Annotated in this window: 12 protein-coding genes; 1 reads left to right on the top strand and 11 read right to left on the bottom strand. The window is 69.1% G+C overall.

Translation table 11 applies throughout. From position 1 onward, the window contains the following. Positions 1 to 189: 189 nt before the first annotated feature. The 5 genes from ACGFK0_RS28100 to ACGFK0_RS28080 all read right to left on the bottom strand — a co-directional run bounded on the left by ACGFK0_RS28100 (position 190) and on the right by ACGFK0_RS28080 (position 3,389). Complete coding sequence (locus tag ACGFK0_RS28100; protein ID WP_392910038.1) at positions 190 to 579, bottom strand: hypothetical protein; 390 nt, start codon at positions 577 to 579, stop codon at positions 190 to 192. 103 nt (positions 580 to 682) lie between these two features. Then, positions 683 to 1,690, bottom strand: coding sequence for a helix-turn-helix domain-containing protein (locus ACGFK0_RS28095; RefSeq protein WP_392910036.1), 1,008 nt, complete (start codon positions 1,688 to 1,690; stop codon positions 683 to 685). Further along, positions 1,659 to 1,928, bottom strand: a complete 270-nt coding sequence (locus tag ACGFK0_RS28090) for a hypothetical protein (RefSeq protein WP_392910034.1) — start codon at positions 1,926 to 1,928, stop codon at positions 1,659 to 1,661. The genes ACGFK0_RS28095 and ACGFK0_RS28090 overlap by 32 nt, the downstream gene beginning before the upstream one ends. A gap of 451 nt (positions 1,929 to 2,379) precedes the next feature. After that, positions 2,380 to 2,868 (bottom strand): ATP-binding protein, encoded by a 489-nt coding sequence (locus tag ACGFK0_RS28085; protein ID WP_392910032.1) that lies wholly within the window; start codon positions 2,866 to 2,868, stop codon positions 2,380 to 2,382. Between the two features lie 353 nt (positions 2,869 to 3,221). After that, on the bottom strand, positions 3,222 to 3,389 hold the full coding sequence (locus ACGFK0_RS28080) for a hypothetical protein (protein ID WP_392910030.1): 168 nt from the start codon (positions 3,387 to 3,389) through the stop codon (positions 3,222 to 3,224). A gap of 122 nt (positions 3,390 to 3,511) precedes the next feature. Between ACGFK0_RS28080 and ACGFK0_RS28075 the strand changes: the two genes are divergently transcribed. Then, on the top strand, positions 3,512 to 4,255 hold the full coding sequence (locus tag ACGFK0_RS28075; protein WP_392910028.1) for an FkbM family methyltransferase: 744 nt from the start codon (positions 3,512 to 3,514) through the stop codon (positions 4,253 to 4,255). Here the strand turns inward: ACGFK0_RS28075 and ACGFK0_RS28070 are convergent. The 6 genes from ACGFK0_RS28070 to ACGFK0_RS28045 all read right to left on the bottom strand — a co-directional run bounded on the left by ACGFK0_RS28070 (position 4,245) and on the right by ACGFK0_RS28045 (position 12,063). Then, a complete protein-coding gene (locus ACGFK0_RS28070) occupies positions 4,245 to 7,706 on the bottom strand; it encodes a hypothetical protein (RefSeq protein WP_392910025.1) in 3,462 nt (1,153 codons plus the stop codon). The two genes, ACGFK0_RS28075 and ACGFK0_RS28070, sit on opposite strands and share 11 nt — an antisense overlap. A gap of 116 nt (positions 7,707 to 7,822) precedes the next feature. Beyond that, complete coding sequence (locus ACGFK0_RS28065) at positions 7,823 to 10,561, bottom strand: BTAD domain-containing putative transcriptional regulator (protein ID WP_392910023.1); 2,739 nt, start codon at positions 10,559 to 10,561, stop codon at positions 7,823 to 7,825. Further along, positions 10,558 to 10,953, bottom strand: a complete 396-nt coding sequence (locus ACGFK0_RS28060) for a pilus assembly protein TadG-related protein (protein WP_392910020.1) — start codon at positions 10,951 to 10,953, stop codon at positions 10,558 to 10,560. Before ACGFK0_RS28060 ends, ACGFK0_RS28065 begins: the two co-directional genes overlap by 4 nt. A 44-nt stretch (positions 10,954 to 10,997) precedes the next feature. Beyond that, positions 10,998 to 11,450, bottom strand: a complete 453-nt coding sequence (locus ACGFK0_RS28055) for a TadE family protein (RefSeq protein ID WP_392910018.1) — start codon at positions 11,448 to 11,450, stop codon at positions 10,998 to 11,000. Then, positions 11,447 to 11,842, bottom strand: coding sequence for a hypothetical protein (locus tag ACGFK0_RS28050; protein ID WP_392910015.1), 396 nt, complete (start codon positions 11,840 to 11,842; stop codon positions 11,447 to 11,449). The genes ACGFK0_RS28055 and ACGFK0_RS28050 overlap by 4 nt, the downstream gene beginning before the upstream one ends. Beyond that, a complete protein-coding gene (locus ACGFK0_RS28045) occupies positions 11,839 to 12,063 on the bottom strand; it encodes a hypothetical protein (RefSeq protein WP_392910013.1) in 225 nt (74 codons plus the stop codon). Before ACGFK0_RS28045 ends, ACGFK0_RS28050 begins: the two co-directional genes overlap by 4 nt. Between the last annotated feature and the right edge of the window lie 33 nt (positions 12,064 to 12,096).

Raw genomic sequence — 12,096 nt, 5'->3', positions numbered from 1 at the left:
CCGGCGGCGCGCACGGGGCCGCACGCCCGGCGGCGCGCACGGGGCCGCACGCCCGGCGGCGCGCACGGGGCCGCACGCCCGGCGGCGCGCACGGGGCCGCACGCCCGGCGGCGCGCACGGGGCCCGGGTGGCGTTCCGCCTACCCGGGCCCTGTCGCGCGTGCGTGCTGTGTGTGATGTCCCTGCCGGTCTACCAGGCGCGTTTGATGCCGCCGCCCATGAGTCGGCACGCGCGTTCGTCGTCAGCGTCCAGGAAGATGACCGGCAACTCGGTGACGCCGGTCTGCCGCGCCTTGTGGATCCGGTGCCACCCGTCGATCACGATCGGCGTCCGCACCTCGGGAAGCGGAACGGCCAACAGCGGGCGGGACAGATCAACCGTTTCCGCGTACTCGTGGTCGATGCGGATGAGTGCGCCGAGTGTGCCGATCTCTGACACGTTCGCACGCGTGACCGGATAGCGGGCGGCCGCCCGTGCGGCGCGCGCGACGTCCCACGCCCAACCGAGCAGGACGAACACCTGGTCGTAGGGGTCGTGTTCCGTGCCGTTCGAGGTCGTACCGGTCTCGTCACCGGACATGTAACGTTCCCTTCGTCATGACACCTCATTGCGTGGGTGGGGTCGTGAGACCCCGAGTCATGACGGGGCGGACGGGCCGTCACCCGTCCGCCCCGCCTACGGGTCACGCGGCGTTCGTGCCGTCCGCGTCGTCGTCACCGGTGTCCGCGTCGTTGGCGGCCGTGGTCGCCGTGGTGGCCGCGCGGAACCGGCGGGGCCGCTCACAGGTCAGGACCGCCTCGCCCCGTCCGACGAGGGTGTCGAGGGCGTTGGCAACGGCACCGGATGACCGGTCCAGGACCTTGGCGATCTCACCAGGCGTGAATTCCAGGTCGGGGAACGCGTTCAGGTGCCCGGCGACCAGGGGCCGCAGGGGCGACGGCGCGCCACGGTCACCGGTCGCGCGCGCCGTCCGGGTCCCCGTGCCCGTCCGGGTGGCGGTGGTGGCGCGTGTGGTGCGCCGGACGCTACCGGCGTAGCGCGCGATGTCCTCCATGCCGCGCGTGATCCCCTCGTCGTCGTCGGCCGCGATCGCGGTGAGGGTGGTGGTGACCGTGCTCAGCAGGTCGGTCAGGATCACGCGGGCGGTTTCGCGCTGCTCGGCCTTGCGCAGCTCGGCGTCGACCCGCGCGCGCCGTTCGGCCTCCTCCTCCTGCGCCTTGCGCAGCGACTCGGCCGCCGCCGCGCGCCGGTCGGCCTCGTCCGATAGGACCTGCATCGCGGTGGCGAGGGTGTCCGGTGAGATGACGCCCGTCCCGGTGGTCGCGTCCGGGGCCGTCGTGGCGTCGGTCGCCGTGTCGTCCGCCGGGGTGGACGGGGTGGCGTCACCGGCCTCGGTGGTGGCCGTGGGGGCGACCGGCGACCACACGTCCGGCGTGCGGCCCCGACCGGTGCCCTCACCGGCCGCCCGGACGGCGCGTCCGGCGTCCGCGAACGCGTTCAGGGCTTTGGTCACCGTCGCGCGGCTGACCCCGGACGCCTCAGCCAGCGCCGTCACCGTCACACCGTCCGGCGCGGCGTTCAGCGCGTCCCACACGGCACCGGCCGCCCCGGTCGGCCGTCCCTCCGCCGTGCCGTCCGCCGGGGCGGTGGTGGCCGTGTCAGCGGTCGCGGTGCTGATGATGTTCGCCATTGTTTCTGCCTCCCGATTTGGCGGCCGATTCGGCGGGACTTTCCCGCCCGGCGTCGTCCGCCATGACGACCATTTCTCGACGTCGCGACGAATGCAACACGGAGCGCCGACCAATTTGGTTACCAGAACGGCTGGAGAGGCTTGCCTCAGTAAACAGGAATTTAATGACCGGGACGACGGTCGCGACCTCAACCGGACCACAGCACACGACTTCGGACGGGATCCCGCTGATCTGCACGCTCAGCCTCGGGCGTACAAGTCGCGTCGACTTGCGGCACGCGCGGCACAGACATCTCGTCACGTCATCAATAGGGCGCCCAACGGCGCCGGCATCTAGCGGGTTTAGCAGTGGAGTGAAAGGCGAGAAAAAATCCGGACCTCAGGACCCCGTGAATGATCTATTGCGAACAACTACATCCCCGCACCTGTTCCCCTTGGGGGATATCCGGGTGCACCGCTGCCCCACCCGAGGCGCGGGCTGACCTGCGCTGACAGCAGTGAAAGGCCGGGGTGCCCATAGACAACCCCCCGGCTACGCCCCCAATCGCGCCCCCGGTGGCCCCACCTGCCTCGGCCACGTGGACGAGCAAAGGTCCCGCCCGCACCTCGCCAAGGTGCGGACGGGACCTGAGCTTGGCCCTAGCCTGTGAAGGGCGGGACCAGCCTGATATGGACAGGCTGGTCCCGCCCTATGCGGCCGGATGGACCGGCGCGACCAGCGGCGGGTCCTCGTACGGCTTGTCGACACAGATCAGGTCCGCCCACACGGTGTGGCCCTCGGCCGGGCTTCCGTGGACGCCCAGCATCGCGGCCAGCTGCGAGACCGCCCGCAGGCCACGCCCGCCCTCGCTCTCGATCGGACCGTCGAGCGGGTCGTGCCTCACCGTGGGGAACCCGCCGCCACCGAGGTCGCTGACACCCACGTAGGCCAGGCCGCCGAGCACCAGCTCGACAGTGAACCGGCCCCCGTGCTGGCCCGACCGAGTGTGGCGCACCGCGTTCGAAGCCAGCTCCGTCACCACGAAGCCCACGTCCGACGCGATCGTGGTCTCGGCGAACAGGAACATGGCGAACTGCCGCGCCAGCGGAATCTGATCCGCCCGCCCCGGGAAGACGCGCCGCCACGACATCGACGCGCCCATCACCGAGGCCGTGGGTTCGAGGTTGAATCTCGACATTCCTTGAATCCTCCTGCCCGTCCACCCCGCCGCCGCGTTCCGATTAGCAGCGAATTCGCGTGGCGAACCGGCCACCATCAAGGAACAGCGCGCATCTATTCGTCAAGCCTGAAGATGCCCGTACGCCGAGCCAGCGCACGCAATATCCAGACTGCCACAACTAGAGTGTTTATGAGCCTTCGCGTGGTCGCCGCATGCGCCGACGGTCACCTCGGTCATTGCACGGATGCATCGCTCGTCCGGACGGGGATCGGTAGCCGTCTCCTTCCAGCATCAAGCCCCGGCAAGCGGGGAGTTCGAAAGCAAGAAGGGCATATGCCGGACGCACAACACAAGAACCACTCACCGTAATATCAGCAGGTGTTCAGGCCGCCTCGTCCGTAGCAAGTGTCTGGGCCCTCGATATCGGAGGGCATCCGCTGCCGGTCCCCGGTGTCACACATGACGAGCAGCAGGACGATGATCACCCCGACGAGGACGAGGATGATCTCCGACTTGTGGTCGTCATCGTTCCCGCTCATGTTCCGATAGTCCCGCGCAGCGCAGCTCAACGCCTTGCCCTGACCAGATGCGGGCATATGGACCGTATACGGGCTCCCGCGCAGGGCGGGGTTAGGCATACAGCGACCGTAGGTTGGCGTGTGTGAGCGGTTATGACTTGATCGCGTACGCGGGGAACGCAGAGGACGTCGTGCTGATGCGCGCCTTCGCTGGTCATCGGGGCGGGTCCTTCGTGGATATCGGTGCCGGCGAGCCCGTTAGCGGCTCGTTGACCAAGAATCTTGTGGATGGTCTGGGCTGGCGAGGGGTCAACGTCGAGCCGCTGCCGGAGCGCCATGCGCGCCTTCGGCAGGCCCGGCCCGGCGATATCAATCTGTGCGTCGCTGTCGGAGACCAGCCGGGCGACGCAAGATTCTTTCGGGTCGTCCCGGGGCAGGGGAAGAAGGGCGGTGGTGGGCTCAGCACCCTGTGCAGGGACGTCTTGGAGGGGCATCTCGCGGACGGTTGGCGTCATGAGGAACTACAGGTCGAGGTCGTCACCCTTGAGACGATCCTCGACGCGTATGCGGAACCGGGCTTCGACCTGTTGAAAGTTGATGTGGAAGGGGCGGAGGCAGCCGTCCTGCGGTCGGCTGACCTGCGGGTGTGGCGACCGAGGGTGATCGTGGTCGAGGCGACTATTCCCTTGACTGCCCGGCCAAGTCATCAGGCGTGGGAGCCCAATGTCCTGGCGGCGGGGTACGGACTCGCGCTGTTCGACGGCCTCAACCGTTTCTACGCGCGTGACGACGAGCCTGAACTGCATGAGCAGCTCGCCGTGCCCGCGAACGTGCTGGACAACTACATTCCGTACGCGTGCGCCCGCCGAGCCGGGCTTATTGAGTGAGGGCGAGCAGGTCGGGGCGGTGGTCGCGTAGCCATCTGGTGATCCATGCCCCGTCGGTTTCGGTGAGCCCAAGGGCCGGGGCGTCGATGAGACGGCGCAGCATCATCAGCGGCAGTAGCGCTGTCAGGGCATGTTGGTCGACGGCGTCATGACCGTAGCCCTCGAGGAGGGGTCCGGGTTCTGCGCCGCGCGGCATGTCGACGGCCAGTGACCAAGCCAGGTCGAGCATCGGGGGCCCTGCCTCTGTCGCGCCTGGGTCGAGCAGCCCGGTCAGGGTGTCGCCGTCGAACAGCGCGTTGTGACAGACGGCGACGTCGCCGTGGATCGCGGTCATAGGGAGCCCTCGGCATACTGCGTCGACGTGTTCGGCGATGGCCGGGTAGGCGTCGGGTACTGAGGTCCGCGCCCAGCCCAGCAGGACGCCCAGCGCGCCGGGGTCGTCCAGCCGCAGGCCCTCGCCGGGCGGCCGGGCGTGCCAGAGCCGTAGCTGGTGGCCCAGGTCCCGCTGACGTGCGGGTGTCGGGCGGTCTGCGGGCATGCCTGGGAGGCGTTCCAGAACGGCCCACCATGACTCTCCCCTCCTTCCCGCATCCAGCAGACGCGGCGCCAGAACGCCAGCCATGCTGCGTAGATCCTCGAAGGTACGGACGGTCTCCAGTCGTTCGTGCATCCGTCGGCGCACCTTCACCACCGTCCGCACGCCCGGCACAACGCCTTCGGAACCGAATGTCGCCAGCGCGACGCTGAGGTCACGCGGACCGTCGAACGCCGGACTGGCCATCGCGTCCCCGATCGCGGCCTCAATCAGGGTTTCGGGGACGCGTCCGGTCGGGATCAGCCTGCGACGGTCACCGATGTCCAGGGGGCCGCAGATCGGTGCCTGTAGTCGGGACAGTGCCTCCGACCAGCGGCGCCCCGCCGACTCGGGATCGTCCAACCACTCGATGGCCGCGAAGTCGGCCTCCAGCCCGGCCCAGGACCGGGTGACCGGCTTCCAGATGGGAAGGCAGTCCTCGCCCAGCCGTTGTGCGGTGCGCGCTGCCTGCTCCGTGTGTCCGCTGGAGGCGTCCAGCAGAATCTGTATCGCCTCGACGGGCAGCAGTTCACGGGAGGCCCCGAGTTCGCCGAACCGGCGCGCCGCCGCGTCCAGGAGCTCGGCGGCGGTGCGGCGCTCGCCTCGCAGCGCGCGGGCCATCGCCTCGGCCATGTCGCACTGTGCGAGGCCGATCGGTTCGCCGACCGTGGTGTTGAGTTCACGCGCTCGGCCGAGGAGGGCCAGCGTGCGGCCAGGGTCGTACCACATCAGCGCTAGGAGCAGGTGACGCAGCGCGCGAGCTTCCCACAGGGGCGCGTTGGCTTCGCGTGCCGCTTCCAACGTCGATTCGAAGAAGCGAGCTGCCTCGGCGAACCGGGCGTTCTGCAGGTGGGTGTGGCCGAGCAGGTCTGCGGCCCGGACCTGGTCCGGGCCGGTCTGCGATGCACCGTCCATCAGCCGCGCCACAGACCGGTAATCGCTGCGGCGTAGCGCGTTGTCGGCCAGGCCGAACCGCGCGCTCGCGCCGATCAGCGACGTGGGCTCGATGCCGGACAGGTGCGCGGCGGCCTCCTCAACCCGACCGATGATGTGCGCGCGGCTGGCCAGCTCGTGCCGGTAGTAGTCGGCAAACGGGCCGTCGGGTTCGCCGATTAGCGCGGTTAGCCCGCGGTAGCGGTCCTCGGCATTGACGTCACCGCGTGCCGTCAGCCGCGCGGCGGCGGTCAACCGGTCCAGCTCGGGTGAGTCGGGCAGCTCGGGCAGAGATGACAGGACTTGCCAGTGCCCAAGGACGGTGAGGCTGTAGGCGACATCGCCGAGGGGCTCCGGCGTCAGCCGATGTTCATCAGCAGCACTGAGGACCAGCAGGAACGCGGCCACGCATCGCCTGCTCCGTACGCCCAATGGCAGCGAGTGGTCGGCGTCGTCGTCCCAGACCGTCAGCGCGGCACGGGTCAGGTGCCCGATGGCCCGTTCGGCGTTGCGGGTGCGCTCGGTCTGTGTCCAGCCGTCGTCGGTGTCGGCGTCGCAGTCGATGACGCTGCGACGCAGGTTCTCGTGCAACCGGTACGGCGGCCATACCGTCTCGTCCCGCCGGACGAATGGGCGCTGCACGAAGCGCTCGATCTGCCGGAGCCGTAGATGCGGCAGCACCGCGTACAGGACGTCCTCGTCGAACGCCTCCAGCAGCGACGCAGCCCGCAGTAGGTCCCGGTCGGTCGCGGACAGGTCCCGCATCGTCCGCAGGACCAACTCGGGGAAACCCAGCCCGAACACGTCCGCAGGCGGCACCTCGCCCCGCGCGAGGTACTGCCCGAACAGCTCGGCCGACAGGTCGAGGTAGAGCGGTGAACCGCCCGACCCGGTGATGATTCGCTCCCGGATCGCGGGCCCGATCGCCGGGGTTCCGTCCACGGTCAGCCGTGCCGTCAGATAGGTCTCGGCTGATGCCCTGTCGAACCCGCCGAGGTCGAGCTGGTCATCGTGGGCGAGCCCCGGCCAGCGGCGCGCGCCGCCGTAGGTCAAGGCGACGGCCTTGCCCGGGTCGTGCCAGCGCAGTGCGAGGCGTCCGGCCGCGATGAACACCACGTTCGGCATCAGGTACACCAGCCGCGAGACCAGGTCCTCCAGGCCGCCGCGTTCGGTGGGTGGGCGCTGGACGTTCTCCAGCGTGTCCAGCACGCACAGCGCCAGCGAGGGGTGTTTGCGCCGCGCTCGTTCCAGGTCGGCGGCCAGCAATACCGGCATGTAGCCCAGCATCCGGTCCGGGTCCTGCTCGCCGAGGATCGGATCGAGGGCGGGCAGGCCCGCGCGCAGCCGTTTCAGCCGGGCCTTCTGCGTAGCGGTCTTGCCGAGGAGGTTCAGCGCGCGGTAGGCCACCGAGAGCGCACCGAAACCACCCAGAAGTTGATCGACAGCGTTTCCAACCTGGTCTGCGACGCCGAGCGACTCCGCCGTGGTCTCCTTCCGCAGAAACGCCGTCAGTGATTCCCCGGGGTGCTTGCGCTGCCAGTAGACGGCAAGCGCCACGTCGAACGCGGGCCAGGACTTGGCCAGCGGCGCGAGGGCGGCACGCACCCGCAGCAGGACGGCCTCGAAGCTGGAACTGGCCGGGTCGGCAAAGTCCAGTACCGCTCGCGCGCCGTGCGGCGGCAACCCGTCGAGCTTCCCTGTCACCGCCAGTTCCGCGACGTGCCGGGCCAGCGTGGATTTCCCGATCCCACCCTCGCCGGACACGGCGATGAGGTTGGACGCCGGCCGCTGGAAATCGAGCAATTCGTCGACCGTCCACGACCGTCCGGCCAGCTGGACAAACCGGTCCCGAAAGGCCCGGATCGGCCCTTCCCGGTCGGTGAAGACCTGTCGGACTTCGAATGGAGCGCGCGGCCCGTAACTGAAGAACTGGTCGACGTCCACGCCGATAGCCGATCACATCCCCTCGGTCCTGACAACGCGCCTTCCGTGCACAAGCCCTTGCTGGATGCTTGCACGAAACCAGCGCTGGCACGTGTCTTGAGCGCAGGCTCCGTTCCTCAGCTTCGGTTCGACGTCCGCATTGCGGAACTAGCGAGCTTACGAGTCTCGTTGTCGGGTTCGGCGTTGAGTTCATCGAGGCGGGCCGCGAGAAGTGCGTAGGTACGGCGGACAGCGTCCGGGCGTTCGAGGCGGGCCTGTAGCCGCATGACATGTTGGTACAGGGGCTCAGAGTAGGGGTCGCGGGTGATGGCCCGTTCCAGAACCATCAGTGCCTGCTCTGGCTCGTCATCCTGAAGGAGGCGGGCGAGGTTCGCGAGGGCGTCGCCGACGGTACGGCGGAGGTATTCGCGTTGGGCCTCGGCCCAGTCCTGGGCGAGGCCCTGCGCGAACTCACCCGGGCAGCGGTCGGCCACCAGTGTGAGCGCCCTGATTTTGGCGGCGTCGTCGGTGGCCTGCTGGGCATCGGCGAGTGCGGCGGTCAACTGCCAGAGGTCGATGTCGATGACGTCGGGATCGATGCGGTAGCGGCCGGCGCTGTGGATGACGTACATGGGGCTGCTGAGGCCGGTCGCGTTCCGAAGGACGTTGCGGATGTTAGTGACGGCGGTGTTGAACGCCGTGACGACGGTTTGGGGGCTTTCATCTGGCCAAAGGTCGGCGCTGGCCCGGTCGCGGGTGACACCGTCCGGGTGCAGGGCGAGATAGGCGAGTAGATCGCGGGCGCGCTGGCGTAGCCCCGTCCTGATCGGGCCGTCCGCGGTGGAGAGACCGACGTCGCCGAGCACTTCGAGACTGACTGGGCGGTGCGATGCTCCTTCGGACGGGCGCGGCGGCGGGACGATGGCCGAGGGAGTCTCGGGTTCGGGCGTGGGGCCGGCGTTTGTCGGTGAGGGTGCTTCGGTGCCGGTGGCGGTCCGGATGGTCCGGAGCATCTCTGCGGCATCGTCGGCGGTGAGGTGGAAGAGGCTGGCCCGAGTGAACCGCGCGGCATTGGGTCCGTCAGTGTCCGTGACGGTCGCATCGGCAGCGAGTTCCACGCTGGTGCCGGATGTCCAAGCACCGAGCACCAGGACGCCAAGGCCGAAGCGGCGCCCGAGTGCTGCGAGGGCGTCCGCCCGTGCGTTGTCTGCGGGTATGGAGGCGACCAGGAGCACGGTCGGCAGTGGCTCGGCGGGGTCGTCGGCGCGTAGTGCGGCTACGTCGGGCTGCTCGGTTGTCTCCAGGATTCGGCCACGGTGAAGAAGTTCGATTTCTAGATGGTTGATGGCCTCGTGTAGTGAGGGCTTGAGGGTCAATCCGTCGTGGGCCGTGGACAGGTCGGCGATGTCGTCGCCGGGGAAGAGCGCCTGTGCGTCGGGCTGCGGGATGATGACTTCGGCGCGGTAGCGGTGGGCCTTGGCCAGGAGTTCGATGGTGATGGCTCGGGCGGCGGCGTGTGCGCCGTCTCCGGTCAGGCCGAGGCTGAGACCTGCCAGGGGGATGGTGATGGCTTGGCCGTCGCGGGTGCCCACGACGATGTGGTCGGGTTCCGGGGTGAGCAGGTCCTCGCGGATGAGTTGCGGGTCGGACGGGGCGGGGGCCTCGCGAACGACGTAGGTGTCCAGGTGCGCTTTGTGGGCTTTGAGGACGGGGGTCGGGATCGGTGCCTCGGGGATGTGCTCGGCGGCTTCGGGATCGCTTTGCAGCGGACGCCGGCGGCGTCGGTGCAGGCGGGTGGCGGCTACGGCCACGCTGAGCGCGGCAGCGAGACCGAGGCCGATGAGCGAGCCGGACGGCAGGGAGATCGCCAAGGGCGAACCCGCATCGTCCCGGTCGTCCGGTGCCGAGGGTGCCGGGCTGACGAGGTCGTCGGCGGGCGGCGCGACGACCGGGCTCGGCACCGGCGACGCCGTCGCCCTGCCGGACGTTGAACCACGCGGAGTTGAGGCTCGAATACCGCTTTGATTGTCCTGCTCGGCTGGGGACGCGTGCGCACCTGCATGCGGGGCGGCCGACCGTGCGGACGAAGGTGCGCCTTCTGGCGTACTGGGGCGTGGGAGCCGTACGTGCTGGCCTGGGTGGATGACGTCGGGGTCGGTGAGAGCGGGAATTCCGTTGGGTTGGTCGATGTTCCTGCTGTTCTTGAAGATTTCGGGGTAGCGGTCGCCGGAGCCGTAGGTGCGGCGGGCGAGGCCCCAGAGGGTTTCGCCTCGCTTGACGACGTGGGTTCGCGCCTCGTGATGGTCGGGCTTCGGCTGGGCGGCAGGCTCGTCGGCGAGTAGCGGCGTCCATTCAGATTCGGTCGGTTCCTGTGGCGGTGTGTCTTGCCTGGGCGACAACTGCTCGTGAGAGCCCGTTTCTGGAACGGCGGCATTGGCATCGGCGGCAACGGCATGCGTGTGGGTCGCGGCAGTGGCGGAGGCCGAGGTGCTGAGGGAGGCGAGGGCGCTGAAGGTGAGGGTGGCTGTGGCGACCAGGTTTCGGACCAGCTCCTGGAACGGTCGGACTGGCCGCGACGTGGCGGGCCTGGATCGTCCGGCCAGGTAGTTCACCGCCTCGGAACAGACGGTGACGATGAACAGGCACCACGCGCCCCAGCCGATGAGGAAGAGGGTGGCCAGGAAGACGCTCTGGTCGGTGTCCTGCCGCATCAGTGTCGCGCTGATCTCCTCCCACGACGGAATCCGGTCCGGGATGGGCGAGCCGCCCATGGCGTACATCGCGACCGGGCATCCGACCAGGAAGAACAGGAAGACCACGAGAGCGGTGAGCCCTCGCGCGAAGTCAGCGAGGCGGCTGCGTCCGGTGTAGGTCACGGCTGGCGGGTTCCTTCCAGTCCGGTGGTCAGGTTCGCGGTCGCGGTAGCGTCGGCGCGCAGGACGGATATCCCGATCACCGGCAGGAACCGTGCGGGGCGGGTGGTGGTGACGTGGACATGGATGGCGCGCATTCCCGCTGTGGTCACGGTGCCGTTGTAGCCGCTGGACCGCAGGTAGGCGCGCGCCGATCGGATCGCGGCCTCGCGGTCCACGACGAACTGTCCACGGGTGTATGCGCGGTTCCGGTCGACTCGTCCGGCGCCGGCACGGGCGGCTTCCTGGGCAACGGTGTTGGCTTCTTGTCGGGCTTCGAGAGCCTGCTCGAAATCGACGACGGCACCGAAGAACACCACGACGACCAGCGTGATGATGACCGCGAAGACGCTCACACTTCCGCGCTCGGGTCGTCGCCGGAGCGAGCACAGGCGCCTGCTCATCGAGTGCTCCGGTAGGGGTCGATTGGTGATCGGTGGGTCTTGGTGACCGTCCGGGCACCGGGCATCCCGGGAAGTCCGACATCGCTGAGCCGGATTACGCAGGTCACCTGTGCCGACACCGTGGCCGGCTGTCCAACTGGACGGTTGAAGCCGGACAGGTCGAGTCGAATCGACGGCGTGCAGTGCAGGCCCCGGTCACGCAAGGTGTGCATGGCGCTGCTGCTCGCCTCGGCCCGTGCCTGATGGGCGGTGCGGGCGATGGACGCTTGCCGTGCGGCGTCGGCGGCGGCTTGTGCGACTACGGCGCTGCCGTGCGCCACCCGCATCACCACGAGCAGCCCGGCGAGAAGCGCGATGAACACCGGCGCGAGGATCGCGGTCTCTACGACCGCGTTTCCCGCGTCCCGTGTCCGGTCCGCACGTACCGGCGTCCCCTTTCTCGCGATCATGTCGGCCCCGGGGTGGTGAAGCGTTCACGCGCGCCGCGCACGGTCCCGGTCACGGTGATGTTGACGCCCGGTAGTAGCGACGGCGCGTGCCCAGCCACCCGCACGGTGATGGTGTTGGCGCCGGACACGGTGACGCTGGGCGCGTCCAGGATGGGTTCGTGGTGGGCGAATGACGTTGCGGCGTCGCGTCCTGCGGCGAAGGTGCCCTGGCGTGCTCGTGCGACGCGGAGCCCTTCTTCGGCTGCCGCCTGGGCCACATCCCGCGCCACTGAGACCATGACCGCCTGCGCGAGCGCCAGGAACAGCAGCCCGACGACAGGGAAGGTGGTGGCCGTCGCGACGGTCGCTGATCCCTTGTCCCGTCGGGCTCGTGCTCGTTCGGGCACGGTCACGGGCCGCTGGCGCCGGGAATCTTGTCGATCCAGCCGTGCACCTTGTTGGACACGGCCAGGTAGACGGCGAACGCCAACCCGGCGAATCCCGCCACGATGATGATCGTCTCGACCACCCCCGAGCCGCGGTCGCCGCGAGCTTGCAGGTCGGCGGCGAGTCGCTGGCCTCGGTCATGGACGGCGAGTGCGACGCGGATCGCAGCGGCGTTGAGTGTGTTCATGGTCCCCCGATGCGTTGGTGCGGTCGTCCGGGG

Source organism: Spirillospora sp. NPDC048823 (genome assembly GCF_043198445.1).
Classification (GTDB): Bacteria; Actinomycetota; Actinomycetes; order Streptosporangiales; family Streptosporangiaceae; genus Spirillospora.
The sequence above is the reverse complement of the archived record's forward strand: the minus strand, read 5'-3'. Positions and strand labels throughout refer to the sequence as shown.

Excerpts from the sequence above, each read along its gene's own strand:
- ACGFK0_RS28100 (WP_392910038.1), bottom strand. The coding sequence starts at position 579 with ATGTCCGGTGACGAGACCGGTACGACCTCGAACGGCACGGAACACGAC.
- ACGFK0_RS28095 (WP_392910036.1), bottom strand. The coding sequence starts at position 1,690 with ATGGCGAACATCATCAGCACCGCGACCGCTGACACGGCCACCACCGCC.
- ACGFK0_RS28085 (WP_392910032.1), bottom strand. The coding sequence starts at position 2,868 with ATGTCGAGATTCAACCTCGAACCCACGGCCTCGGTGATGGGCGCGTCG.
- ACGFK0_RS28080 (WP_392910030.1), bottom strand. The coding sequence starts at position 3,389 with ATGAGCGGGAACGATGACGACCACAAGTCGGAGATCATCCTCGTCCTC.
- ACGFK0_RS28055 (WP_392910018.1), bottom strand. The coding sequence starts at position 11,450 with ATGATCGCGAGAAAGGGGACGCCGGTACGTGCGGACCGGACACGGGAC.
- ACGFK0_RS28045 (WP_392910013.1), bottom strand. The coding sequence starts at position 12,063 with ATGAACACACTCAACGCCGCTGCGATCCGCGTCGCACTCGCCGTCCAT.